We start from the raw sequence: 26,740 nt of genomic DNA, 5'->3' as shown, positions 1-26,740 counted from the left end.
TTATCCGGTATTAGCCCCGGTTTCCCGGAGTTATCCCAGTCTTATGGGCAGGTTACCCACGTGTTACTCACCCGTCCGCCGCTAACTTCTTGAGAGCAAGCTCTCAATCCATTCGCTCGACTTGCATGTATTAGGCACGCCGCCAGCGTTCATCCTGAGCCAGGATCAAACTCTCCAATAAAGTTAGTTTGTCTAGCATCTAAAAATAAAAATTGACGTTTCACGTTGTTTGTTTCGTTTAGTTTTCAAAGTTCAATATCGCGTTTCAGCGACTTTTATAATATATCATAGTATATTATTTTCGTCAACAAGTTTTTCAAGATAATTTGTATCTCTCATTTACTGACTCTGCCTATTATATAGACTTTTCTATTACTATGCAAGTATTATTATAAAAAAATAAGAGGGGGAAAATCCCCCCTCTTATTCTTCAGAAGAAACCTCTTCATTAGATTCTTCTTCTTCATCTTTCTGTGCTTTTGCTACTGTCGCTACCTCTTGCTCATCCTCTAAACGAATTAGACGAACACCTTGTGTATTACGTCCCATTTGAGAGATTTGATCAACTGGCATACGAATAATAACGCCTGCGGCTGTAATTAGCATGATGTCTTCTTCACCTGTTACAGACTTAACCGCTACTAACTTACCGTTTTTATCTGTAATGTTACAAGTCTTAAGACCTTTACCACCACGACTTTGTAGTCGATACTCTTCAACTGGAGTACGCTTACCATACCCGTTTTTCGTTACAATTAAAACATTCGTATCTTCTTCAACAATTTCCATACCTACTACTTGGTCCTCTTCGCCTAATGTAATAGCTTTTACACCAGCTGCATTACGGCCCATAGAACGTACATCTTGTTCATTGAAGCGAATTAACATACCGTTGCTTGTCCCTACGATAATATCTTTATCGCCAGATGTTAAACGTACAGAAATCACTTCATCTTCTTCACGAAGCGAAATTGCAATTAAACCGTTTGTACGTATATTTGCAAATGATGAAAGTGGCGTTCTCTTAGAAATACCTTGTTTCGTTGTAAAGAATAAGAACTGGTCGTCACCAAATTCACGAATTGGAATAATGGCATTGATCCACTCACCCTTATCTACCCCTAATAGGTTAATAATTGGTAGCCCTTTTGCAGTACGACTATACTCTGGGATTTCATATCCTTTCGTACGGTATACTTTACCCTTGTTTGTAAAGAATAAAATATGATCATGAGTAGACGTTGTTAATAAGTGTTCAACAAAGTCATCATCATTCGTACCCATTCCTTGTACACCACGTCCCCCACGGTTCTGTGTTTTGTACGTAGAAGCTGGTAACCTCTTAATATAACCGTTATGAGTTAACGTAATCGCAATGTTTTGCTCAGGAATTAAATCTTCATCTTCAATAAATTCCATACCGCCAATTGTAATTTCTGTTCGTCTCTTATCATTGAAACGCTCTTTTACTTCTGTTAATTCTTCACGAATAATCTCAAGAACTTTCTCTTCATCTGCTAAAATCGCTTTTAATTCAGCAATTAATTTCATTAAGTCTTGATATTCTTGCTCGATTTTTTCACGTTCTAATCCAGTTAAGCGTTGCAGACGCATATCTAAAATCGCTTGCGCTTGTTTCTCACTTAAACCGAAACGTTCCATTAAGCCTTGCTTTGCAATATCAGCCGTTTTTGAACTACGAATTAACGTAATAACTTCATCAAGATGATCTAAAGCAATTCGTAATCCTTCTAAAATATGGGCACGTGCCTCTGCTTTTTCTAATTCATAAGCAGTACGTCTACGGATTACTACCTTCTGGTGCTCCAAATAATGATATAAGTTTTGTTTTAAGTTTAGTACTTGAGGCTCTCCATTTACAAGAGACAACATATTAATACCGAAACTTGTTTGAAGTGCTGTATGTTTATATAGATTGTTTAATAGTACATTTGCATTAGCGTCACGACGTACTTCCATGACAATACGCATACCATTTCGGTCTGATTCATCACGTAAATCTGTAATACCTTCAATTTTCTTATCGCGAACCAATTCTGCGATTTTTTCAATTAATCGTGCCTTATTAACTTGATAAGGTAGTTCCGTTACGATAATAGATTGTTTACCATTTGATTTCTCTTCAATTTCAACTTTGGCACGAAGCATAATAGAACCTCGTCCTGTTTCATAAGCTCTACGGATGCCACTTCGCCCTAAGATTAAACCTGATGTCGGGAAGTCTGGACCAGGAATATATTCCATTAATTCCGCGATAGTGATATCTGGATTATGGCTTAATGCCAACACACCATCAATTACTTCGCCAAGTTGATGCGGCGGAATATTTGTTGCCATACCAACTGCAATACCTGTCGTACCGTTTACTAATAAATTAGGGAAACGCGCTGGTAATACAATCGGCTCTCTTTCCGAACCATCGTAGTTATCTTGGTAATCAATTGTATTTTTTGAAATATCACGTATTAATTCCATAGAAATCTTAGACATTCTTGCCTCTGTATAACGCATTGCCGCCGCTGAATCTCCATCTACAGAACCGAAGTTACCATGCCCATCTACAAGCATATAACGTTGACTGAAATCTTGCGCCATACGTACCATTGTTTCATAAACGGCTGAATCTCCATGAGGGTGATACTTACCGATTACTTCACCGACAATACGTGCTGATTTCTTATACGCTTTATCAGCTGTAATTCCTAAATCATTCATCGCATATAAAACCCTACGATGCACAGGTTTTAATCCATCACGAACATCTGGTAATGCACGAGATACGATAACACTCATTGCGTAATCTAAAAATGAGGTACGCATTTCATGACTAATATTAATTTCTCGAATTCGTGCTTGTTGTTGATTGTCTGACATCAACGAGCACCTCCTCTTACATTTCCGTTACACATACATTGATTTATATGTAGAAGACAGGAATACTTAGATTCCTGTCATTACTCATTTAAATATCAAGGTTTTTCACGTATTTTGCATTCTCTTGGATAAAGTTACGACGCGGTTCCACTTTATCACCCATTAAAATTTCAAATGTTTCATCTGCTTCTATTGCATCTTGAAGGGAAACTTGAAGTAACGAACGTACTTCTGGATCCATTGTCGTCTCCCATAGCTGAGTTGGATTCATCTCTCCAAGACCTTTATAACGTTGAATTCCTGGTTTCGGCTGGGCTGGTAACTCAGCTAATATTTTTTCAAGTTCTTTATCATTATAAGCATATTGAATTTTTTTACCTTGTTGCACTTTAAACAAAGGTGGCTGTGCGATATATATATATCCACACTCAATTATTTGACGCATATAACGATAGAAGAACGTTAATAATAGGGTACGAATATGCGCACCATCAACATCAGCATCGGTCATAATAATAACTTTATGATAGCGTGCTTTTTCGATATCGAAGTCCCCACCAATATTTGTACCAATCGCCGTAATAATTGTACGAACTTCATCATTTGATAAAATCTTATCTAAGCGTGCCTTTTCAACATTAATAATTTTACCCTTCAGCGGTAAAATTGCTTGAAAATGACGATCGCGTCCTTGTTTTGCAGATCCACCCGCAGAGTCACCCTCTACGATATAAATTTCACTAATTGCTGGATCTTTAGAAGAACAATCTGCCAATTTCCCTGGTAAACTTGAAACTTCTAAAGCACTCTTTCGGCGAGTTAGCTCACGAGCCTTTTTAGCTGCTACACGCGCACGTGCTGCCATCGTCCCTTTATCTACAACCTTACGTGCAACATTGGGATTTTCCAGTAAGAATTTTTCAAAAGCCTCAGAGAATACTGACTCCGTAATCGTTCTCGCTTCACTATTTCCAAGTTTCGTCTTCGTTTGCCCTTCAAATTGTGGATTTGGATGTTTAATTGACACGATTGCTGTTAAACCTTCACGAACATCTTCACCAGTCAAATTACTATCCGCATCTTTTAAAATGTTATTTTTACGACCATAATCGTTAATCACACGTGTTAAGGCAGTTTTAAATCCTACCTCATGTGTACCACCTTCATACGTATGAATATTATTTGTAAATGAGTAAATATGATTTGTATATCCTTCGTTATATTGAAGCGCAACTTCAACTTGAATACCATCTTTTGAACCTTCTACATATACAGGCTCTTCATGAATTGGTTGTTTTGAACGATTTAAATGTTCAACATATGATTTAATTCCACCTTCATAGTGGAACTCTTTCTTTTGCTTATGTTCACGTTTATCTTCAATTGTTAATTTAATATTACGATTTAAAAACGCCAACTCACGCATACGAGTCGCTAGCGTATCGAATTCATATTCTGTCGTCTCTTTAAAAATTTCTGGATCCGGTTTAAAGCGAGTTATTGTTCCAGTCTTATCTGTATCACCGATGACTTTTAAATCTGCAACCGGAATACCTCTTTCGTATTTTTGGTAATGGATTTTGCCATCACGATGTACAAATACTTCTAATTCTGTTGATAAGGCATTTACAACAGATGCACCAACACCGTGCAAACCACCAGAAACTTTATAACCGCCACCGCCAAATTTACCACCAGCGTGGAGGACAGTCATAATAACCTCTACTGCAGGACGTCCCATTTTTTCTTGTATACCAACTGGAATACCACGTCCATTATCCGTTACAAGAATACTATTATCTTCTTCGATACTAACGTTAATTTCATCGCAATATCCTGCTAACGCTTCATCGATACTATTATCGACAATCTCCCATACAAGGTGGTGAAGTCCCTTCCCACTCGTAGATCCAATATACATACCCGGACGTTTCCGAACTGCCTCTAGTCCTTCAAGTACCTGTATCTGACTTTCATCATATGCATTTTCTTGCATTTGCTTTTGTTCCATTGACACAAAGATCACCTACTTTTCCATTTAAACAGGGGTTTATGCCCTATCTATTTCACAATCTACCGTGCCGTTCGTTACATGAATTGTTTTCGCATCTTTTAATGTTTCGTGTTCAATTCCGTCGACACTCGTCGTTGTAACAAATGTTTGCACCTTTCCTTGAATTGTATTTAACAGATGTGATTGACGATAATCGTCTAATTCTGATAAAACATCATCCAGTAAAAGGATTGGATATTCTTTAACCTCTGAATAAATTAATTCAATTTCAGCTAATTTTAGGGATAGTGCGGTCGTTCGTTGTTGTCCTTGCGAACCAAAGACTTGAACATTTTTACTATTAACGAAGAATTGTAAATCATCACGATGAGGACCAATTAAAGTCGTACCACGGAAAATTTCACGTTGTTTCACAGATTGAAAACTTTCATAGTATACTTCTTTTATTTTCGACAAATCCATTGATTCTGATACATCTACACTTGGTTTATAGACAATTTCTAACTCTTCTAATCCACGGCTTATACCGCGATGAATTGGAGCTGCCCATTCCTGTAGCAAATGCAAAAATTCAAAACGTTTTTGCAGTATTTTTGCACCATGCTCAATTAGTTGAAGTGTAAATACATCCAACATCGTTTCCTCATTCTTACTATTCCCTTGCATTTTTTTCAACAAGTGATTTCGTTGCGTGAGCACCTTTTGATATTGACTTAATTCATACAAATATACAGGAGCTATTTGTCCTAATTCCATATCTAAAAAGCGTCTTCTTACTTGAGGGCTTCCTTTTACAAGATTTAAATCTTCTGGGGCAAACATGACAACGTTCATCACGCCAATATATTGACTTAACTTTTGTTGTTCAAGTTGATTTAATTTTGCCTTTTTACCTTTTTTCGAAATATTTAATTCCAAAGACAAAGAACTGTTTCTTTTTTGTAATTTACCTTTTATTTGACCAAACTCTTCATCCCAGCGGATAAGTTCGCGATCATTAGAGGTTCTATGAGATTTCGCCATCGCTAAAACATAAATAGCTTCCATCAAGTTTGTTTTCCCTTGTGCATTTTCGCCGATAATTACATTTACCTTATCTTCAAAGGAAAGCTCTAATTTTTCATAATTACGATAGTTTTTTAATTGTATTTCTGAAATAAACAAAGGGCTCCCCCTTTATGCTTGAACTTGGAAAGTTCCGCTTCCTGGAATTTCAATAACATCATTCGCATATAGTTTGCGACCTCTTCTATTTTCAAGTTCGTTGTTCACGTACACTTCATATTCTTGTAAAAACCATTTTACAGCGCCACCTGTATCAATTACATCAGCTAACTTTAAAAATTGTCCTAGTGTAATATACTCTGTTGAAATTTTAATATGTTTCATAAAATCGCTCACTTTCTGAAAGTGTTCATTCTTTCATTGTACTAAATAAACTAACATTAGGAAAGTAATACCCAAAAATCAAATAAGGGCCACTAGCATCTTTAAACTAGCAACCCTTATTCCTTACCTAGTAAGTACGAACTGGTAAAATTAATTGAATAATTGAATCATCATTTACTGTACGAATTAAGAACGGTCTCATCGCCCCAGTAAAACTAACTTTAATCTCTGTACTATCCAAGGCTTTCAATGCATCCATCATATATTTTGCACTAAAAGATATTTTTAACTCTTCTCCATCTACTTTTTCACATTGTACTTCTTCGACAACTTTTCCAATTTCTGGTGAATTCGAAGAAATCTCTAGCATTTCTTGCTCTAAAGTTGATAATTTGACAACGTTATTGCGGCCATCTCTCGCTAATAGTGAAGCACGATCAATTGCTTGTAGGAATTCTTTTGTATTCACAAAAATATCCGTTTTACTCTCTGCTGGAATTAAACGTGTTGTATCTGGATAATTTCCTTCTAACAATCTTGAGAAGAATAATAAATGTTTTGTACGGAATAATACTTGATACTCCGTAATAACGATATCCACCATTTCTTCAGACTCATCTAGAATCTTACTTAATTCATTTAAGCTCTTACCTGGGATAACAACATTAGCTTGAAATTCATCTGCAATATTATGTCCTTCGATTTTCGCTTTTCGAAGTGCTAGTCTATGACTATCTGTTGCAATACAAGTTAACTCGCTGTTATATACCTTCCAGTTTACACCTGTCAAGATTGGTCTTGTTTCAGAAGTAGAAACTGCAAATACAGTTTGTCTGATCATATGCTTAAGTAAATCTGTTGGTATCTTAAATACATGATGTTCTTCAATCTGTGGTAATAACGGATATTCTGCAGAATCTAAACCATTTAAGTTAAATTCTGATTTTCCAGATTTTATTTTTGTCATAAAATGATTTTCCACAGAAATTTCGACAGTATCTTTAGGTAGTTTTTTTACAATCTCACTAAAATATTTTGCTTGTAAAACAATGCTTCCTGATTGAGCTATTTCTACGATTTCTTTTCCATTTTCTTCGACTGGAATAAACGATTCAATAGAAATATCAGCATCGCTTCCTGTTAATGTAACCCCTTCTTCAGTAGCTACAACTTTAATTCCCGTAAGGATAGGGATTGTTGTACGAGAAGAAACTGCCTTCATTACATCTTGTACACCTCTTACAAGATAGTCTTTTTGTATTGTAAAACGCATAAAGAAAAACCTCCGGTAAGTATAAGATTTTATTTAATTAATAAAGATAAAAAAATAGTAGTAATAGTAATAGGGCCTGTGGATATGTGGATAACCCCTTTGAAGGATGTAAAAACAGTCTATCTACATGTGGATAGACTGTGCGTAAAACAAGGTAAGTTATTCACACTATTCAGCTACTACTTTAAAATACCATTAATTTCTTCAACTTGCTTTTGTAATTGCGTATCGGTTTTTAGTAGTTTAGAAATTTTTTCATGGGCATGGATAACTGTTGTATGATCACGTCCACCAAATTCTTCACCTATTTTTGGTAAAGAGGAATCCGTAAGTTCGCGTGATAAATACATTGCAATTTGGCGAGGAAACGCAACTGATTTTGTGCGTTTTTTCGCTTTAAAATCTTCTAATTTTACTTGATAAACGTCTCCGACAGCTTTTTGAATATCATAAATAGAGATAATTTTCGGCTTAGAATTTGGAATAATATCTTTAAGTGCTTCAGCTGCTAAATCAGCATTAATATCTTTATTAATTAAAGATGAATAAGCTACAACTCGAATAAGTGCACCTTCTAATTCACGAATATTTGAATCAATTTGATTTGCGATATAAAGCATAACTTCATTTGGTATATCAAGCCCTTCAGCTTTTGCCTTTTTGCGTAAAATTGCAATTCGTGTCTCTAAATCTGGCGGCGTAATATCTGTAATAAGTCCCCATTCAAAGCGAGAACGAAGACGATCTTCTAAAGTTGGAATTTCTTTTGGTGGTCGATCACTAGAAATTACAATTTGTTTACTTTCTTCGTGTAATGCATTAAATGTATGGAAAAACTCTTCTTGAGTTTGTTCTTTTCCAGCAAGAAATTGAATATCATCTATCAATAAAACATCTACGTTGCGATATTTATTACGAAAATCAACAGCTTTATTATCACGAATAGAGTTAATAAATTCATTCGTAAATTTTTCTGATGATAAATATACAACTTTTGCATTTGGATTATGTTCAATTACATAATGACCAATTGCGTGCATTAAATGCGTCTTTCCAAGCCCAACTCCCCCGTAAATAAAGAGTGGATTATACGCTTTAGCTGGCGCCTCGGCTACAGCTAATGAAGCTGCATGGGCAAAACGGTTACCAGAGCCGATAACAAATGTATCAAATGTATATTTTGGATTTAACATGCTCTGTGGTAAATGAGCTGAATCATCTTGTGCTGGATTCCGCTTAACTGGAGGAAGATCAATGTCCTCTTCCGATTGACTTTGGGGAATAATAAAGCGAATTGCTAATTTTGCCCCTGTTAAATCGTATAGTGTTTCCGAAATTAGTTCTGAGTAATGAGATTCTAGCCAGTCACGAGCAAATTCATTTGGAGCTGTAATCGTTAATACGTCTTTCTTCAAGTTATGAGCCGTTGTTGATTTTAACCATGTTTCATAACTAGGCTTGCTTACCTTTTTTTCTAATTCTTTTAAGGCACTATTCCATAAATCAGAGATATTTTCCAAAGGTGTCCCTCCTTTACTAAGATGGTAAAAGAATAAGGTTGCGCAACAAATGTACAACCTAATAAATATAAAATGTATATTTATACGAAACGTATTTTAAAACCTAAAAACGTCGTTTGTATATGAGATAGGGTTTTCGACAAAAAAAGCAAATGTGGACAACTATTTACCCACATGTGATTAAAACTGTCCACATGTTATACACAAATTGTGGATAAGATAAAGGTGTGGAAAACTTATTCAAAGTGAAAACACAACTATAATATCAAAAAAAAGTGGCTATAGCAATGAATTTAAGAAAGTTATCCACAAAATCAATACCTTGTGGAATAAACTTGTCCACAACACGATATACTGTGTAAAAGTGGGAAAAAAGTTTGTGGATATAAAAAACGTGAAAAAACATTTATCCACAATGAAATATAGATGCTGTGAAAAAGTATGTGAATAGGTTCAAAATGAATATTTGATGAAAATTTCTAGAACCATTGACATTTTCCTAGTTAATTAACTATAATTTATAGGACTGTCTTTAACAGATATTCCTCAGGGAGGTGTCATATAATGAAAAGAACTTACCAACCAAATAAACGTAAGCGCAGCAAAGTACATGGTTTCCGCAGCCGTATGAGCACAGCGAACGGACGTAAAGTGCTAGCAGCTCGTCGTCGTAAAGGAAGAAAAGTATTATCTGCGTAGACCACTGATCGTTCAGTGGTCTTTTTTTCTAATAATAGTGAATTTCCGCTGATGAAATACAGGAGTGTCAATTGATATGAAGAAAAAACATCGTATAAAGAAGAATGATGAATTCCAGGCGGTTTTTCAAAAAGGAAAATCAAATGCGAATCGTCAGTTTGTTGTATACCAATTAGATAAAGAAGAACAGCCAAACTTTCGCATCGGCCTTTCTGTTAGCAAGAAAATAGGAAATGCAGTAGTTCGTAATCGAATTAAGCGCATGGTCCGTCAGGCTATTACAGAGTTAAAAGATGAGATAGATTCTGGAAAAGATTTTGTTATAATAGCAAGGAAGCCTTGTGCAGAGATGACATATGAAGAAGTAAAGAAAAGCTTAATTCATGTCTTTAAACGCTCTGGTATGAAAAGAATAAAAAAGTAGCGTAAGGAAATGAATTACACTATATACATACCGATACAAGGAGGAGTAGGCTTTGAAAAAGAAATTAGGTTTACTAGCCATGGTCGTTGCATTAATGGCGATTGCCACCGGTTGTAGTGAAACGGGTCAGCCGATTACATCGAAAAGTACTGGGATTTGGAATGAATATTTCGTATATCCACTTTCTCAGTTAATCACGTATTTTGCCGACTTATTTAACAGTAATTACGGTTTAGCAATTGTTATTACAACTCTTATCATTCGTTTTGCATTATTACCATTAATGATTAAACAAACGAAGAGTACAAAGGCAATGCAAGCGTTACAACCAGAAATGGTGAAGTTAAAAGAGAAATATAGTTCTAAAGATCAAGCAACGCAGCAAAAACTACAACAAGAAATGATGCAGTTATATCAAAAGAATGGTGTAAATCCATTGGCAGGATGTTTACCGATATTTGTTCAGATGCCTATTTTATTCGCGTTTTATCATGCGATTATGAGAACAACAGCAATTAGTGAACATACATTTTTATGGTTTGATTTAGGACAGGCAGATCCGTTCTATATCTTACCAGTTGTTGCGGCAATTACGACATTTATTCAGCAAAAGCTTGCAATGGCAGGAACAGCTGGTCAAAATCCGCAAATGGCAATGATGCTTTGGCTTATGCCGATTATGATTTTAATCTTTGCAATTAACTTCCCAGCTGCATTATCACTTTACTGGGTTGTTGGTAATATCTTTGGTATTGCTCAAATGTACTTTATCAAAGGGCCAGAGATTAAGGCTAACAAAGCTGGAGGCTCAAGCAAGTGAGTATAATTACTGCTAAAGGACAAACAGTCGAGCTGGCAGTAGAGGATGCTTTAAGGCAATTAAACACATCAAAAGATCGAGTAGATATAAATATTGTCGATGAGGGTAAAAGAGGGTTCTTAGGTTTATTTGGGAATCGTCCTGCAGTAGTAGAAGTTGTATTGAAGAAAGATCCAATTCAGGAATGTGAAGAATATTTAAGAAATGTTATTCACAATATGGGTGTGGAAGTTGAAATTAGTAAAATTGTAAAAGGACGCGAGATTGAATTTACAATTTCTGGTGATGATGTAGGAGTTTTAATTGGAAAAAGAGGTAATACATTGAACTCTTTACAGTATTTAACAAAACTTGTCGCAAATCGTAACACGAAGCAGTATATCGGTATTACACTAGATGCTGAAAATTATCGTAGTAAAAGAAAAAGTACGTTAGAATCACTTTCTTATCGATTAGCGAAACAAGTATCTAATACGAAAAAAAGAGTTATTTTAGAACCGATGCCATCTTTTGAACGAAAAATTATTCATCAGGCATTATCAAATCATCAAGGTATCAAAACAACTTCTGAAGGAAATGAACCACATCGGCATGTTGTAATATCTCCTAAATGACCGGTTGCTCAAATGAGTGCCGGTTTTTTTGAGCGAAAAATAGATGTGGATAACTAAAAAACACTAAACTTATCCACTGTGAATAAGTTTAGTGTTTTTTACATGGGGATATAATAAAATGAGTTATTCTTCTTTTGTAGATAGGTTCGTTATGGTATCCTAATAATTTAGTGAAAGAAATAATCATGTTGAAATAGAGATAAATAAGCAAGTGAGGTGAAAGGACATGGAATTTGATACAATTGCTGCGATTTCCACAGCGCTTGGAGAGGGTGCAATTGCCATTGTTCGAGTAAGTGGGGATGATGCGGTTGAGAAAGTTGACCGTATTTTTAAAGGGAAGGATTTAACAGAGGTTTCTTCTCATACTATTCATTATGGTCATATCGTTGATTTAGATACAAATCAAGTTATTGAAGAAGTTATGGTGTCTATTATGCGCGCACCGAGGACTTTTACACGTGAAAATATAGTGGAAATTAACTGTCATGGCGGACTTGTTTCAGTAAATAAAGTATTGCAACTTATTCTAGCGCAAGGAGTAAGATTGGCAGAACCGGGCGAATTTACAAAACGTGCTTTTTTAAATGGACGTATCGATTTATCACAAGCAGAAGCTGTTATGGATTTGATTCGAGCAAAAACAGATCGTGCGATGAATGTAGCAATTAATCAAATGGAAGGGCGATTATCTAAATTAATTGGTCGCTTACGTCAAGAAATATTAGAAACATTAGCTCATGTTGAGGTAAATATAGATTATCCAGAATACGATGATGTAGAAGAGATGACACATAATATTTTAATTGAGAAAGCAACGCATGTTCGTTCGGAAATCGAAAAAATATTAGAAACATCAAAACAAGGGAAAATCTTACGTGAAGGTATTGCTACAGCAATTATCGGTAGGCCTAATGTTGGAAAATCATCGTTATTAAATAGCCTTGTTCAGGAGAAAAAAGCAATTGTAACTGATATTGCAGGAACAACTCGTGATGTTATTGAAGAGTACGTTAATGTGCGTGGCGTACCTCTTAAACTTATAGATACAGCCGGTATTCGTGAGACAGAAGATGTTGTTGAACGAATTGGTGTGGAGCGTTCAAAAGAAATGATGAGCCAAGCAGATTTAGTATTAGTTGTTGTCAACTATAGCGAGGCTTTAACAAATGAGGATGAAGATCTATTCCATGCGGTACAAGGAAAAGACTTTATTGTTATTGTGAATAAGACTGATTTACCGCAAGCAATTGATATGGAACGTGTTACAGAGTTAGCCGAGGGAAATCGTGTTATTACAACATCCTTAATTGAGGAACAAGGAATAGATGAACTCGAAAAGGCAATAGCTGATTTATTCTTTGAAGGAACAATCGATTCTACAGATATGACATATGTTTCTAATGCGAGACATATTGGATTATTAACACAAGCGGGACAAACAATCGGTGATGCAATTGAGGCAATAGAAAATGGTGTACCAATTGATATGGTGCAAATTGATTTAACAAGAACGTGGGAAATACTTGGTGAAATTACTGGTGACACAGTCCATGAAAGCCTAATTGACCAGTTGTTCTCTCAATTTTGTTTAGGAAAATAATATAGTGATGTTTTAGAAAGATAGAGATTATTAGGAGGAATAAACAATGGGATACAATGCCGGTTCATACGATGTCATAGTAATCGGTGCAGGTCATGCAGGATGTGAAGCTGGTCTTGCGGCAGCACGAATGGGCTCAAAAACATTAATGTTAACAATTAACTTAGATATGGTAGCATTCATGCCATGTAACCCTTCTGTTGGTGGACCAGCAAAAGGGATTGTTGTTCGTGAAATTGATGCATTAGGCGGAGAAATGGGACGTAATATTGATAAAACTCATATTCAAATGCGTATGCTAAATACAGGTAAGGGTCCAGCTGTACGTGCACTTCGAGCGCAAGCTGATAAATTCTCTTACCAACATGAATTGAAGAAAACAATTGAAGAAACACCAAACTTAACGTTGTTCCAAGGAATGGTAGAGCGTTTAATCGTTGAAGAAGGTATATGTAAAGGGGTAGTTACACAAGCTGGTGCAGAATATACAGCGAAAACCGTTGTAATTACGACTGGAACATTTTTACGTGGCGAGATTATCATGGGCGATTTAAAATATTCAAGCGGTCCAAATAATCAACAACCGTCTATTACATTATCTGAGCATTTAGAGGAGCTCGGATTTGATCTTGTTAGATTTAAAACAGGGACACCTCCGCGTGTAAACAGTAATACAATTGACTACAGTAAAACAGAAATTCAACCAGGTGATGATAAGCCGCGTTCGTTCTCTTTTGAAACAACGAAATTTATTATGGATCAAATTCCATGTTGGTTGACATATACAAGTACAGAAACACACCGTTTAATAGATGAAAATTTACATCGTTCAGCTATGTATTCTGGTATGATTAAAGGAACAGGCCCTAGGTACTGTCCTTCTATTGAAGACAAAGTAGTAAGATTTAATGACAAACCACGTCATCAAATTTTCTTAGAGCCAGAAGGGCGTAATACACAAGAAGTATATGTACAAGGTTTATCCACAAGCCTACCAGAAGATGTACAACGTGACATGCTTAGAACAATTCCAGGCCTAGAAAATGTTGAAATGATGCGCACAGGTTATGCGATTGAATATGATGCAATTGTGCCAACACAATTATGGCCAACACTTGAAACGAAAAAGATTAAAAATTTATATACAGCAGGACAAATTAATGGAACTTCTGGTTACGAAGAGGCGGCAGGACAAGGGCTTATGGCTGGGATTAATGCAGCATGCCGTTCTTTAGGTAAAAAAGAAGTTGTTTTAGGCCGCGAGGATGCTTATATTGGTGTCTTAATTGATGATCTTGTAACGAAAGGTACAAATGAACCATATCGTTTATTAACGTCTCGTGCAGAATACCGTCTATTATTACGCCACGATAATGCTGATCTTCGTTTAACTGAAGTTGGTCGTGAAATTGGATTAATTAAAGAAGAGCGATATGAGCGATTTACAAATAAAAAATTACAAATTGAACAGGAAAAGGAACGTTTAAGCAGCATTATTATTAAACCACGTCCTGAAGTTCAAGAATTAATTCGCAATATTGGCGGAAGTGAATTGAAAGATGGAATACGTGCAAGTGACTTATTACGTCGTCCAGAGATGACATATGAGCATATTCATCTTTTAGTACCAAGTGAAGTAGAATTAAGTGATGAAGTTACAGAACAAGTTGAAATTCAGATTAAGTACGAAGGATATATTGAAAAATCTTTACAGCAAGTAGAGCGTATGAAGAAAATGGAGAGTAAAAAAATCCCTGTAGATATTGATTATGACGCGATTTCTAGCCTTGCTTCAGAAGCTAGACAGAAATTGAAAGATGTTCGTCCACTTTCAATGGGGCAGGCTTCACGTATTTCTGGCGTAAATCCAGCGGATATTTCCATTTTACTTGTGTATATAGAACAAGGAAAAATTGCGCGCGTATCGAACCAATAACATAGTAAGGAGATATTGCTAGATGAACATAGAACAATTTCAATCTATGCTAGAAGAGAAGGGAATCACCCTCTCTTCTAGACAATTAGAGCAGTTCAAAATCTACTTTGAAACATTAGTAGAGTGGAATGAAAAAATGAACTTAACGGCTATTACAGAAAAAGAAGAAGTATACTTAAAACACTTTTTTGATTCCATTACAGCTGCTTTTTATTATGATTTTTCAAAACCATTCTCAATTTGTGATGTTGGTGCAGGGGCTGGATTCCCAAGTATTCCTTTAAAAATCTGTTTCCCGCACTTAAAAGTAACAATTGTAGATTCATTGCAAAAACGTATTAATTTCTTAAATCATTTAGCGCAAAAGTTAGAATTAAGTGATGTTGCATTTTGTCACGATCGTGCTGAAACATTTGGGAAAAAAGAAGGTGTACGTGAATCATACGATATTGTAATGGCACGTGCAGTTGCGCGTCTTTCTGTATTAAGTGAGCTATGTTTACCACTTGTAAAAGTTGGAGGAACATTCATTGCAATGAAAGGTGCAGCAGCAAACGAAGAAATCGAAAATGGCAAGTATGCTTTAGAGGTGCTAGGCGGAGAGTTAAAAGAGATGTCTACGTTCCAATTACCGTTTGAAGAGAGTGAACGTAATATTTTATTAATCGAGAAAAAGCGCAAGACACCAAAGAAATATCCACGCAAACCGGGAACACCCAATAAATTACCTATTGAAAAATAAATCTTATTAGACGTAAGATTAAATTATATAAATGAAAACGTAAATGTTTCATAGGAAACATTTTATGGAGAATAGTCAATAGGCCTAAAAGGTGGTGGAATATGTATGAAAAATACGTTTTCTCGTTTATTTGGCTTTGGAGATAAAGAGAGCGAATTCGAATTACAAGACGAAAGCCATGAAGAGATAGATAAAAAGGTATATGAGGAAATACAAGAAATTCCGATAGTAAATATTACCCCTAACCGTTATCAACCAAGAACAGTTTTTGATGATGCGCGTATTGATGAGCTAGCATTAACGATTCGTACACATGGACTTATTCAGCCGATTGTTGTAAGGCAATATGAGGACGATAAGTATGAGATTATTGCTGGAGAAAGACGTTTTCGCGCGGCAACAAAGTTAGGTTGGGAAAAGGTTCCTGCAATTATAAAGAACTTAAATGATACAGAGACAGCTTCTGTAGCTTTAATTGAAAACTTGCAACGTGAGGAACTAACGGCAATCGAGGAAGCTGTGGCATATCAAAAGCTGATTGAGTTACATAATTTAACACAAGAAGCATTGGCACAACGACTTGGAAAAGGACAATCTACAATCGCAAATAAGTTGCGATTGTTAAAGTTGCCTGAAGAAATAAAAAGTGCATTATTAGAAAAAAGCATTACAGAACGTCATGCCCGCGCTCTCATTCCTTTAAAAAATGAGGAATTACAACTAAAGGTTTTACAGGAAATTGTGGAGAAACAACTGAATGTAAAGCAAACAGAAGAACGAATTGCGAAGTTACTAGAGGAAGCAAAACCGAAGCGTAAGGCAAAGCAAAAAGCAGTAAGTCGAGATACGAGGATTGCTATGAATACAATTAGACAATCTTTACAAATGGTTACTGAAAGTGGTTTAAATGTTAATTCTGAGGAAGAAGAATTTGATGAGTACTATCAAATTACAATTAAAATTCCAAAGAAAAAATAATAATGACGTGTTAGAGACCTTATCCTATTGGAGAGGTCTCTTTACTATATTTTCTTGTTAAATGAAGAAGGAGTTTAGAAATAAATTTTGAAGTTTAATAAAGGACGTAAAAGAAAAAGTTTTATTTCATGTTACAATAAACGTAATTGTTACTAGAATAAGATAGAAAGGTTGAAAGTAGGTGACATCATGGGAAAAATCATTGCTATTGCTAATCAAAAAGGCGGTGTTGGAAAAACCACAACATCTGTTAATTTAGGGGCTGGATTGGCGCAAGTAGGTAAAAAAGTCCTTCTTGTAGATATTGATGCTCAAGGAAATGCAACGACTGGTGTGGGAATTGAAAAATCTGAATTAGATCAATGTATTTACAACGTTCTTGTGGAAGATGCAGATGTTCAAGGGGTTATACAGAAAACCGCAACTGAAAACTTAGATGTTCTACCCGCTACAATTCAATTGGCTGGTGCTGAAATTGAATTGGTACCGACTATTTCCCGGGAAGTACGTTTGCAAAGAGCATTACAGCCAGTTCGTGATGAATATGATTATATTATTATCGACTGTCCCCCGTCTTTAGGGTTATTAACGATTAATGCATTAACAGCAGCAGATTCTGTTATTATTCCTGTACAGTGTGAATATTATGCACTAGAAGGATTAAGTCAGCTATTAAATACAGTTCGACTTGTACAAAAACATTTAAATAAAAATTTAGCAATTCAAGGCGTATTGTTAACAATGTTGGATGCTCGTACAAATTTAGGGATCCAAGTTATAGATGAAGTGAAAAAGTATTTTAGGGATAAAGTATATCGCTCGATTATTCCGCGTAATGTACGCTTGAGCGAGGCTCCAAGTCATGGGAAACCTATTATGCAGTATGACGCTAAATCAAGAGGAGCAGAAGTATATATAGATTTAGCAGAGGAAGTGATTGCAGGTGGCTAAAGGATTAGGAAGAGGAATTAATGTGTTTTTTCCTGATTTAGATGTGAAAGAAGAGGAAACAATTCAGGAGATTCTTGTAACTGAATTAAGGCCAAATCCATATCAACCGCGTAAACACTTTAATAAAGAGGCTATTCAGGAATTAGCAATTTCGATTAAGGAACACGGTATTCTACAACCATTAATTGCTAGAAAGAGTATTAAAGGATATGAAATCGTTGCAGGTGAAAGACGATTTCGTGCTGCAAAAGAGGCTGGTTTAGAAAAGGTACCTGCGGTTGTAAGACAATTAACTGAACAGCAAATGATGGAATTTGCTTTGTTAGAAAACTTACAACGAGAAGATTTAAATCCTATGGAAGAGGCAATGGCATACCAGATGTTAATGAATGAGCTAAATGTAACGCAAGAACAATTAGCGAAACGTCTTGGCAAAAGCAGACCTTACATTGCAAATTATACTCGGTTATTAAGCCTCCCTTCGTTCGTCCAAGATATGATTGCAAATGGTCAACTTTCAATGGCTCATGGGAGAACTTTACTTACGATAAAAGACGAAGAACAATTGAAGTCCTTATTGAAACGCATTGAAAAAGAAGGATTAAATGTTCGTCAATTAGAGAAAATCGTCCAAGAGATTAATCAACACGTTTCACGTGAAACAAAAAAAGTGAAAAAAGAGCGAAATATATTTTTCGTAGAACGTGAAACGTTCTTAAGAGAAAAGTTTGGCACAGATGTGAAAATTAAAGAGACGAAAAAAGAAAAAGGTAAAATCGAAATTGAATTTTTTAATAAAGAAGATTTAAATCGTATTTTAGAACTATTAGCACAGAAAAATTAAAAAGCAAACCATCTTATTATTTATAGATGGTTTGCTTTTTTTAATGCGGATAATTTTTGATCCGTCTCTTTTATACTTTGTGCGATTACATCAGCCATTTTCATGACTAAACTTAATCTTGTATTTTGAAGAACGAAAAACTCCATAAACCCATTTAGATTGACGATACCGTGTATATGCAGATCACCAACTGCAGGTAATTTCTTATTCATAGCAGCACCCGGTTTACTAGGTCCCTTTCCAGTAGTGATTGACCCAATATTTTGGGACTTTCCTAAACATGCATCAACAGCAATTATAAATGCAGTAGGGTGTTTTTTCTGTATATTCTGAATTTTTTCTTCTAAATTTAGTGCATGTACTGGCTCATCTAGTGTACCGAATATTTGGAGGTTTTTGATGTCTATTTGTTCAAGTTTTGTACCAACTAACGGGCCGAGTGCGTCACCTGTAGAACGATCTGTTCCGATACAAACGAGAATGAGTGGTATATTAGTTTTAATAGGAATATGGGTAAGTAAGAAATTACTGATTATCTCAGAGGCTTCTAGATCTTGGTGCATAACGTTTTGAGTTTCTTTCTCAAAAAATGGTAAGCGAAAACTTCCAATGTTCATGAAGCACCCATCCTTTTAATAAATTTTCAATATATGTTATATGGTGAGAAAAATGGAAAGCTATAAGTGCGTAATTTTTGCAAAATGTGAATGAAAACGGAAATAATAGTACTAGTATATATATATTCGTTCCATTTTATACCTGAATGGCGGGGATAAAATAGGATTAAAATCATAAAATTTTTTCAGCAATTAGAGGACTTCTGATACAATAATAAGGATAACTAAAAAGAAATTTTAGCTAGAGAGGTAGAGGTACATGGATTTATTAACGAAGTGGTTTAATTCTACGAAACAGTATTTATTAGATGCTGATCGTTGGGCTCATATTGGAGTTGCGACATTAAAAATATGTATTATTTTAATAATTGGTGCAGTTGTTGTGCGAATTGCAAGAGCGGTTGTACGAAATGCGTTTCGTATGGGGAGCCGTTCTCCAATTCAAATTTCAGAACGTCGTACAGTTACAGTTGCGAAATTACTTGAAAATATTGTAGCGTATGTTGTTATGTTCATTATGCTAATTGCGATTTTAGGTGTGTTTGATATTAATGCATCAGGTTTATTAGCGGGTGCTGGGGTAATTGGTTTAGCAGTCGGATTTGGTGCTCAAAGTTTAGTGAAAGACGTTATTACAGGTTTATTTATTTTGCTAGAAGATCAGTTTTCAGTTGGCGATTATGTTAAAATCGGTCAATTTGAAGGAGTCGTTTTAGAAATTGGACTTCGTACAACGAAAGTAAAGAGTTGGACAGGTGAAATTCATACTTTACCAAATGGAAGTATTATTCAAGTTACTAACTACTCAGTTAGTAATAGTGTAGCGTTTGTTGATGTATCTATTTCATATGAGGCTGATATTGCGAAAGCAGAACAGGTTATTGAAGATTTATTAGTAGAGTTACCTTCAAAGTATGAAAAAATGGTAACAACACCTCAATTATTAGGTGTGCAAACGTTAGCTGCATCAGAAGTTATATTACGCGTTATCGCTGAAGTAGAGCCGATGCAACATGCAGTTATTGCAAGGGCACTTCGTAAAGAGATTAAAAATCGTCTTGATTTACATGGAATTGAAATTCCATATCCACGTATGGTTTTATACAATCGTGAAGAATTGGTTAGTGGAAAAGCAATTTAGTATGGAGAGGAGTTTGAAGAGTGGAGCAAAAGGAATATAACTTGTACGATGTTGTGGAAATGAAGAAAGCACATCCATGTGGCGAGAATCGTTGGAAAATTATTCGTATGGGAATGGATATCCGCATTAAGTGCGAGGGATGTGACCATTCAGTAATGATTACTCGAAGAGAGTTTGATCGTAAGGTGAAAAAAATACTTGTGAAGCACGAAGAATAGAGGGAGAGTAACAGTTACAGTAGGTAACTGTTACTTTTTTTCGTTTGGCGGAAACTTGTCATTTTTTTCGTTACTATCTATAATGATGAAAGATTGAGACATAGGAGTGAAAAATATGGGATTAACGGCTGGGATTGTTGGATTACCTAACGTAGGTAAGTCCACTTTATTTAATGCAATTACACAAGCAGGAGCAGAATCTGCAAACTATCCATTCTGTACAATTGATCCAAACGTAGGGATTGTAGAAGTACCAGATGAGCGTTTAAATAAATTAACGGAATTAGTAGAACCGAAAAAGACTGTTCCGACTGTATTTGAGTTTACTGATATTGCAGGTATCGTAAAAGGTGCTAGTAAAGGTGAAGGTTTAGGAAATAAATTCTTATCTCACATTCGTCAAGTAGATGCAATTTGCCAAGTTGTTCGTTGTTTTGAAGACGAAAATATTACGCACGTTTCAGGGAAAGTAGATCCAATTGATGATATCGAAACAATCAACTTAGAGCTAATTTTAGCGGACTTAGAGTCTGTTGATAAGCGTATCGAGCGTGTTGCGAAATTAGCAAGACAAAAAGATAAAGAAGCTGTATATGAGCATGAAATTTTAGTTCGTTTAAAAGAGGCTTTTGAAGAGGGGAAACCGGCTCGTACTGTTGAATTTACAGAAGAGCAGATGAAGATTGTTAAAGGCCTTCATTTACTTACAACAAAAGAAATGTTATACGTAGCGAACGTAAGTGAAGACGATGTTATCGATCCTTCGGAAAATAAATACGTACAAATGGTAAAAGAATTTGCAGAAAATGAAAATTCTCAAGTAATCGTTGTATGTGCAAAAATCGAATCAGAAATCGCTGAATTAGACGAGGAAGAGAAAAAAGTATTCCTTGAAGAACTAGGTATTGAAGAGTCTGGTTTAGATCAATTAATTCGTGCAGCATATGACCTATTAGGACTTGCTACTTACTTTACAGCTGGCGTTCAAGAAGTACGTGCTTGGACATTTAAACAAGGTATGAAGGCACCACAATGTGCTGGTGTTATTCATACAGACTTTGAGCGTGGATTTATTCGTGCAGAAACAGTTTCTTACGATGACTTAATGACAAACGGTTCTATGACAGCTGCAAAAGAAGCTGGAAAAGTACGTTTAGAAGGAAAAGAGTATATCGTAAAAGACGGAGATGTTATGCACTTCCGTTTTAACGTTTAATCTAATATTTCCTAGGAAAAATAAAGATATGAGCTTGGCGAATATATTATATGTTTGCCAAGTTTTTTATGTATTGGTGAGTTGATTCATATAACTTACTATGATATAATCTAAACTCGTGAGTAATTACTATAAATTAATTGCTCCTTGCCCATTATGGGCCGTTTAGACCAAAAGGAGGTGAAAGTGTAATGAGAAAGTACGAAATTATGTACATCATTCGTCCTGGCGTTGAAGAAGAAGCTCAAAAAGCTTTAGTTGAACGTTTTGCAGGTGTTTTAACAAACAATGGTGCAGAAATCATTAACACGAAAGAGTGGGGTAAGCGTCGTTTAGCTTACGAAATCAACGACTTACGTGAAGGTTTCTACATGATCTTAAACGTGAACTCTAACGCAGAAGCGATTAACGAATTCGACCGTTTAGCTAAGATCAACGAAGACATCCTTCGTCATATCGTTGTTAAAGAAGAAGAAAAATAATTGATATATAAGGGAGAGTGGTTCGATTGATGAATCGTGTTATCCTCGTTGGTCGTTTAACTAAGGACCCTGACTTACGTTACACGCCCAATGGTGTTGCAGTAGCTACTTTTACGTTAGCTGTGAATCGCGCATTTGCGAATCAACAAGGTGAGCGTGAAGCTGACTTTATTAATTGTGTAATATGGCGTAAACAAGCAGAAAACGTAGCAAATTATTTGAAAAAAGGAAGCTTAGCAGGCGTAGATGGACGTCTTCAAACTCGTAATTACGATGGACAAGACGGTAAACGTGTATATGTAACAGAAGTTCTTGCGGAAAGCGTACAATTTTTAGAGCCGCGTAATGGCGGTGGGGAGCAACGTGGTTCATTCAATCAGCAACCATCAGGAGCTGGTTTCGGTAACCAAGGCTCTAACCCATTTGGTCAATCTAGTAATTCAGGTAACCAAGGTAATCAAGGGAACTCTGGATTTACGAAGAATGACGATCCATTTTCAAATGTAGGTCAACCGATCGACATTTCCGACGACGATTTACCGTTCTAATACAGTAGATTTGTTAGTTTTAACAAAGAATGGAGGGAAATAGACATGGCAGGACGCAAAGGTGGACGTGCGAAACGTCGTAAGGTGTGTTTCTTCACAGCTAACGGCATCACTCGCATTGACTATAAAGATGTTGATTTATTAAAACGTTTCGTTTCTGAGCGTGGTAAAATTTTACCTCGTCGTGTAACAGGGACAAGCGCAAAATACCAACGCAAACTTACAGTTGCAATTAAACGTGCTCGTCAAATGGCACTTTTACCATATGTTGGTGAATAATAGCGTATGAAATGCACAGTAGAGTCGGACTCTACTGTGCATTTTGCTATGCTTTTCTTTTTTGAAAGAGAGGTTAAAATGTGAAACAAACAAAGTTTATTACAGAAGGCGCAGCGTTATTAGCTATATATGCAATTTTATTGCTTATATCTATGTATGTTCCGATTTTAGGTACTGTTGTAACTTTTGCGTTGCCGTTACCATTTATACTATTAACGATAAGACATAAACTATCTAATGTGCTTGTGATTTTTGTAGTGGCACTTTTTGTTACTGTTATTGTGAGTCAACCTATGAATTTAGTGAAGACAATTATGTTTGGATTGATAGGGATTGTTTTAGGGTATACGTATAAAACAAGAAAAAAGCCAGTGGAAATCTTAATAGCGGGGACGCTTGCATACTTAATTGGTTTTGTACTTATTTATGTTGCGAGTATAAAGTTTTTCAACATAGATATAATGAAGCAAATGCAAAGTATGTTTAGTGAAAGTATGGTGCAAAGTGAAAAGATAGTAAGTGCTATAGGTATGCCGATTAGTAAGGAACAAAAAGAGTTACTTACACAAATGAATGATATATTACAATTGTTATTTCCAAGTATACTTGTTCTAGTTTCAGTATGTTTTTCTTGGATTACAGTGATAATATCAGGTAGTGTTTTGAAAAAGTTAAAACACGACATTATACCTTGGCCTAAATTTAAAGATCTACAATTACCAAAGAGTATTGTTTGGTATTACGTTATATTTATTTTGTTAGCAACTTTTATAAAAGTAGATCCAACAACATATTTACATATGGTATTTTCTAACCTATATGTCATATTTGCACTATTGCTTGTACTGCAAGGGCTGACATTCATTTCCTTTTTAGCGTATAGAAAAGGTTTTACAAAAGGGGTTCCTATTATTAGTTTTATTGTATGCATGTTTATTCCGATGCTGTTTCCTCTTGTGACAATCTTAGGTATAATTGACTTAGGGATTTCGTTGCGTTCTAAAATAGGGGAATAAAATAATATTCCTTATACTATTTTAATCTGTTTAACTAACTGGAAGGTGAGTTAGTTTTACTTTATAGGAGTTGTATACATGCCTGAATTTGATAAGAAACAGTGGTTTTTATATCCTGTTTATGTATTGGCATTTTTTGTGTTTGTGCTCATTTCAATTCTCTGTTATTTTCATTTAATTATGGGGATAGCTGCTTTTATCATTTTTTGTATCGTGTTCTTTATCGTTATACGATTTGAACTTAATTTTCAAAGGAATTTCGAAAAGCATACGACAGATATGATTACGAGGGTAAAGAAAGTCAGTAATGAAGCATTTAACCAAATGCCGATTGGTATTTTGTTATACAATAAGGATTACGGGATTGATTGGGCAAATCCTTATTTATCTTCATGCCTGGGACAGCATGCGTTAGCTGGATGGCATCTTTACGATGTATCAGAAACATTACTTCTTTTCATTAAAGGAGAAACTTCTGATGATATAGTCTCTTTAAATAATCGAAAGTTTCGTGTTTTTGTAAGGAAAGAAGAAAAGTTAATTTATTTCTTTGATGTAACGGAACAAACGGAAATCGAAAAGATGTATGAGGATCAACGCACTGTTTTAGCTGTAATTTATTTGGATAATTATGATGAAGTTACACAAGGATTAGATGATCAATTACGTACGAATATAACAAGTCTTGTGACATCGCGACTAAATGAATGGGCACTTAAGTATGGTGCGTATTTAAAACGTGCATCTTCAGAAAGATTCTTCGTTGTGCTAAATGAAAGTATTCTGACGCAGATGGAGAAAGGGAAATTTAGTATTTTAGATCAGGTGCGTGAAGAAACGTCTAAAAGGAATATACCACTTACATTAAGTGTAGGTGTCGGATCAGGTGATTTACCTTTGTCAGAGCTTGGGGCAATGGCTCAATCTGGTTTAGACCTTGCGCTTGGGCGCGGGGGAGACCAAGTAGCTATTAAACAAGCGACAGGTAAAGTTAAGTTCTATGGAGGTAAGACAAATCCGGTTGAAAAGCGTACCCGTGTACGTGCTAGGGTCATTTCGCATGCGTTAAAGGATTTAGTATTAGAAAGTAGTAATGTCATTATCATGGGGCATAGGGCTCCTGATATGGACGCAATTGGTGCTGCGATTGGTATTTTAAAAGTGGCTCAATTAAACGAGCGTAAAGGATATATTGTATTAGATGAAAATGATTCTGATAAGGGAATTAAACGCTTGATGGACAAAGTGAAACAAAATGAGGAGTTATGGTCTCATTTTATTACTCCAGAGCAAGCGATGGAATTTGCAAATGATGAGTCGTTACTTGTTGTTGTTGATACGCATAAACCTTCTATGGTGATGGAGCAAAAACTGTTACATAAAATTGAAAATGTAGTAGTTATTGATCATCATCGTCGTGGGGAAGATTTTATTGAAGACCCATTGCTAGTTTATATGGAACCATATGCTTCTTCAACGGCAGAATTGGTTACAGAATTACTTGAGTATCAACCTAAAAATTTAAAGATGACAATGCTAGAAGCGACGGCATTGTTAGCAGGTATTATTGTCGACACGAAAAGTTTCACATTCCGGACAGGGGCTCGTACATTTGATGCTGCTTCTTATTTACGCTCACATGGTGCAGATACTGTGCTTGTACAAGAACTTTTAAAGGAAGATATGGATCAGTATTTACGGGTTGCAAAAGCTATAAAAAATGCGTACATTTATAAAAATGGAATTGCGATTGCTAAAGTTGATAGTGATGATTACTACGATCAAGTGCTTATTGCGCAATCGGCAGACACGTTATTAACGATGACAGGGATTATTGCATCATTTGTTGTTGCGAAACGTGGTGAGAATCTCATTGGAATTAGCAGCAGGTCTTTAGGTGAAGTGAATGTGCAGCTAATTATGGAAAACTTAGGCGGTGGCGGGCATTTGACTAATGCAGCCACACAAATGAAAAATGTTACAGTAGATGAAGCTGAGGAGAAGCTTCGATTTGTTATTGATGACTATTTACAGGGAGGCACACAATCATGAAAGTAATTTTTCTAAAAGACGTAAAAGGTAAAGGTAAAAAAGGAGAAATAAAAAACGTACCGGATGGCTATGCAAATAACTTCTTACTAAAACAAGGATTAGCTGCTGAAGCAACAAATAGCAGTATGAAAACTTTAGAAGCTCAAAAGCGTAAAGAAGAAAAAGATGCAGCAGCAGAGCTTGAAAATGCAAAAGAGTTAAAAGAGACTTTAGAGAAATTAACTGTAGAATTAAAGGCGAAATCTGGAGAAGGTGGCCGTTTATTCGGTTCTATTACGAGCAAACAAATCGTAGATGTGATGCAAAAATCACATAAAATTAAACTTGATAAACGTAAATTTGAAATGGATGATGCAATTCGTGCATTAGGCTACACAAATGTAACAGTGAAATTGCATCCGCAAGTAACAGCGACAGTAAAAGTTCATGTTAGTGAACAATAAAAATAAATTAAGCAAGGAGGATTGCG

Annotated in this window: 26 protein-coding genes and 1 rRNA gene; 19 read left to right on the top strand and 8 right to left on the bottom strand. The window is 35.6% G+C overall.

Annotation, left to right across the window (positions count from 1 at the left end; translation table 11 throughout):
- The 7 genes from ACO6VI_RS08095 to dnaA all read right to left on the bottom strand — a co-directional run.
- Nucleotides 1–181, bottom strand: a 16S ribosomal RNA gene (locus ACO6VI_RS08095); the annotation flags it as partial.
- Between the two features lie 242 nt (nucleotides 182–423).
- Complete coding sequence (gyrA, locus tag ACO6VI_RS08090) at nucleotides 424–2,895, bottom strand: DNA gyrase subunit A (RefSeq protein ID WP_001282866.1); 2,472 nt, start codon at nucleotides 2,893–2,895, stop codon at nucleotides 424–426.
- A gap of 88 nt (nucleotides 2,896–2,983) precedes the next feature.
- On the bottom strand, nucleotides 2,984–4,906 hold the full coding sequence (gene gyrB, locus ACO6VI_RS08085; protein WP_000435980.1) for a DNA topoisomerase (ATP-hydrolyzing) subunit B: 1,923 nt from the start codon (nucleotides 4,904–4,906) through the stop codon (nucleotides 2,984–2,986).
- A gap of 39 nt (nucleotides 4,907–4,945) precedes the next feature.
- Complete coding sequence (gene recF / locus ACO6VI_RS08080; protein ID WP_000470755.1) at nucleotides 4,946–6,073, bottom strand: DNA replication/repair protein RecF; 1,128 nt, start codon at nucleotides 6,071–6,073, stop codon at nucleotides 4,946–4,948.
- A gap of 12 nt (nucleotides 6,074–6,085) precedes the next feature.
- Nucleotides 6,086–6,298 carry a S4 domain-containing protein YaaA gene (yaaA, locus tag ACO6VI_RS08075; RefSeq protein WP_000680510.1) on the bottom strand — a complete coding sequence of 71 codons (213 nt, stop codon included), beginning with the start codon at nucleotides 6,296–6,298 and terminating at the stop codon, nucleotides 6,086–6,088.
- Nucleotides 6,299–6,425: 127 nt separating this feature from the next.
- Entirely contained in the window at nucleotides 6,426–7,571 is a 1,146-nt protein-coding gene (gene dnaN, locus ACO6VI_RS08070; protein WP_001212886.1) for a DNA polymerase III subunit beta, read from the bottom strand.
- A 179-nt stretch (nucleotides 7,572–7,750) separates the two neighbouring features.
- Nucleotides 7,751–9,091 (bottom strand): chromosomal replication initiator protein DnaA, encoded by a 1,341-nt coding sequence (gene dnaA, locus ACO6VI_RS08065; RefSeq protein ID WP_000428028.1) that lies wholly within the window; start codon nucleotides 9,089–9,091, stop codon nucleotides 7,751–7,753.
- A 564-nt stretch (nucleotides 9,092–9,655) separates the two neighbouring features.
- On the opposite strand from dnaA, the gene rpmH reads away from it, so the two are divergent.
- The 10 genes from rpmH (at nucleotide 9,656) to spo0J (ending at nucleotide 18,702) form a co-directional block, all read left to right on the top strand.
- Complete coding sequence (gene rpmH, locus ACO6VI_RS08060) at nucleotides 9,656–9,790, top strand: 50S ribosomal protein L34 (RefSeq protein ID WP_000831901.1); 135 nt, start codon at nucleotides 9,656–9,658, stop codon at nucleotides 9,788–9,790.
- A gap of 76 nt (nucleotides 9,791–9,866) precedes the next feature.
- Nucleotides 9,867–10,214, top strand: a complete 348-nt coding sequence (gene rnpA / locus ACO6VI_RS08055; RefSeq protein WP_000726621.1) for a ribonuclease P protein component — start codon at nucleotides 9,867–9,869, stop codon at nucleotides 10,212–10,214.
- Between the two features lie 52 nt (nucleotides 10,215–10,266).
- The gene (gene spoIIIJ / locus ACO6VI_RS08050) at nucleotides 10,267–11,034 is read left to right on the top strand and encodes a YidC family membrane integrase SpoIIIJ (protein ID WP_000727740.1); all 768 of its coding nucleotides are present in this window, start codon (nucleotides 10,267–10,269) and stop codon (nucleotides 11,032–11,034) included.
- Nucleotides 11,031–11,648: an RNA-binding cell elongation regulator Jag/EloR gene (gene jag / locus ACO6VI_RS08045; RefSeq protein ID WP_000022795.1), complete on the top strand. Its 618-nt coding sequence runs from the start codon at nucleotides 11,031–11,033 to the stop codon at nucleotides 11,646–11,648. Before spoIIIJ ends, jag begins: the two co-directional genes overlap by 4 nt.
- Nucleotides 11,649–11,874: 226 nt before the next feature.
- Nucleotides 11,875–13,251 carry a tRNA uridine-5-carboxymethylaminomethyl(34) synthesis GTPase MnmE gene (gene mnmE, locus ACO6VI_RS08040; RefSeq protein ID WP_000393762.1) on the top strand — a complete coding sequence of 459 codons (1,377 nt, stop codon included), beginning with the start codon at nucleotides 11,875–11,877 and terminating at the stop codon, nucleotides 13,249–13,251.
- 46 nt (nucleotides 13,252–13,297) lie between these two features.
- Nucleotides 13,298–15,187, top strand: coding sequence for a tRNA uridine-5-carboxymethylaminomethyl(34) synthesis enzyme MnmG (gene mnmG, locus ACO6VI_RS08035; protein WP_000541052.1), 1,890 nt, complete (start codon nucleotides 13,298–13,300; stop codon nucleotides 15,185–15,187).
- A gap of 22 nt (nucleotides 15,188–15,209) precedes the next feature.
- Entirely contained in the window at nucleotides 15,210–15,929 is a 720-nt protein-coding gene (gene rsmG / locus ACO6VI_RS08030) for a 16S rRNA (guanine(527)-N(7))-methyltransferase RsmG (protein ID WP_001019628.1), read from the top strand.
- Nucleotides 15,930–16,034: 105 nt separating this feature from the next.
- Nucleotides 16,035–16,907: a nucleoid occlusion protein gene (gene noc / locus ACO6VI_RS08025; protein WP_000799016.1), complete on the top strand. Its 873-nt coding sequence runs from the start codon at nucleotides 16,035–16,037 to the stop codon at nucleotides 16,905–16,907.
- Between the two features lie 189 nt (nucleotides 16,908–17,096).
- Entirely contained in the window at nucleotides 17,097–17,858 is a 762-nt protein-coding gene (gene soj, locus ACO6VI_RS08020; RefSeq protein WP_000516114.1) for a sporulation initiation inhibitor protein Soj, read from the top strand.
- Nucleotides 17,851–18,702: a stage 0 sporulation protein Spo0J gene (spo0J, locus tag ACO6VI_RS08015; RefSeq protein ID WP_001051832.1), complete on the top strand. Its 852-nt coding sequence runs from the start codon at nucleotides 17,851–17,853 to the stop codon at nucleotides 18,700–18,702. The genes soj and spo0J overlap by 8 nt, the downstream gene beginning before the upstream one ends.
- A gap of 20 nt (nucleotides 18,703–18,722) precedes the next feature.
- Here the strand turns inward: spo0J and yyaC are convergent, their stop codons facing one another.
- Nucleotides 18,723–19,319: a spore protease YyaC gene (gene yyaC, locus ACO6VI_RS08010; protein ID WP_001020709.1), complete on the bottom strand. Its 597-nt coding sequence runs from the start codon at nucleotides 19,317–19,319 to the stop codon at nucleotides 18,723–18,725.
- Nucleotides 19,320–19,578: 259 nt separating this feature from the next.
- Here yyaC and ACO6VI_RS08005 point away from each other — a divergent pair, with 259 nt between their 5' ends.
- From ACO6VI_RS08005 to rplI, 9 genes are all read left to right on the top strand, one after another.
- A complete protein-coding gene (locus ACO6VI_RS08005; protein WP_000365111.1) occupies nucleotides 19,579–20,460 on the top strand; it encodes a mechanosensitive ion channel family protein in 882 nt (293 codons plus the stop codon).
- Between the two features lie 20 nt (nucleotides 20,461–20,480).
- Nucleotides 20,481–20,678, top strand: coding sequence for a DUF951 domain-containing protein (locus ACO6VI_RS08000; protein ID WP_000435486.1), 198 nt, complete (start codon nucleotides 20,481–20,483; stop codon nucleotides 20,676–20,678).
- Between the two features lie 115 nt (nucleotides 20,679–20,793).
- Nucleotides 20,794–21,894, top strand: a complete 1,101-nt coding sequence (gene ychF, locus ACO6VI_RS07995) for a redox-regulated ATPase YchF (RefSeq protein WP_000524670.1) — start codon at nucleotides 20,794–20,796, stop codon at nucleotides 21,892–21,894.
- A 191-nt stretch (nucleotides 21,895–22,085) separates the two neighbouring features.
- Nucleotides 22,086–22,376 carry a 30S ribosomal protein S6 gene (rpsF, locus tag ACO6VI_RS07990; RefSeq protein ID WP_001233781.1) on the top strand — a complete coding sequence of 97 codons (291 nt, stop codon included), beginning with the start codon at nucleotides 22,086–22,088 and terminating at the stop codon, nucleotides 22,374–22,376.
- A 26-nt stretch (nucleotides 22,377–22,402) separates the two neighbouring features.
- Nucleotides 22,403–22,924 carry a single-stranded DNA-binding protein gene (gene ssb / locus ACO6VI_RS07985; RefSeq protein WP_002094213.1) on the top strand — a complete coding sequence of 174 codons (522 nt, stop codon included), beginning with the start codon at nucleotides 22,403–22,405 and terminating at the stop codon, nucleotides 22,922–22,924.
- A gap of 45 nt (nucleotides 22,925–22,969) precedes the next feature.
- On the top strand, nucleotides 22,970–23,203 hold the full coding sequence (rpsR, locus tag ACO6VI_RS07980) for a 30S ribosomal protein S18 (protein ID WP_000918873.1): 234 nt from the start codon (nucleotides 22,970–22,972) through the stop codon (nucleotides 23,201–23,203).
- An 80-nt stretch (nucleotides 23,204–23,283) separates the two neighbouring features.
- A complete protein-coding gene (locus ACO6VI_RS07975; protein ID WP_097961885.1) occupies nucleotides 23,284–24,219 on the top strand; it encodes a YybS family protein in 936 nt (311 codons plus the stop codon).
- A 78-nt stretch (nucleotides 24,220–24,297) separates the two neighbouring features.
- Nucleotides 24,298–26,271: a DHH family phosphoesterase gene (locus tag ACO6VI_RS07970; protein ID WP_001113779.1), complete on the top strand. Its 1,974-nt coding sequence runs from the start codon at nucleotides 24,298–24,300 to the stop codon at nucleotides 26,269–26,271.
- Nucleotides 26,268–26,714, top strand: a complete 447-nt coding sequence (rplI, locus tag ACO6VI_RS07965; RefSeq protein ID WP_097902513.1) for a 50S ribosomal protein L9 — start codon at nucleotides 26,268–26,270, stop codon at nucleotides 26,712–26,714. The genes ACO6VI_RS07970 and rplI overlap by 4 nt, the downstream gene beginning before the upstream one ends.
- Nucleotides 26,715–26,740: the final 26 nt, after the last annotated feature.

It is taken from the genome of Bacillus sp. PSXD-155, assembly GCF_049310765.1.
Taxonomy (GTDB): domain Bacteria; phylum Bacillota; class Bacilli; order Bacillales; family Bacillaceae_G; genus Bacillus_A; species Bacillus_A cereus.
Note: the sequence above shows the minus strand (reverse complement) of the source record. Positions and strands in the feature narration are given on the sequence as shown.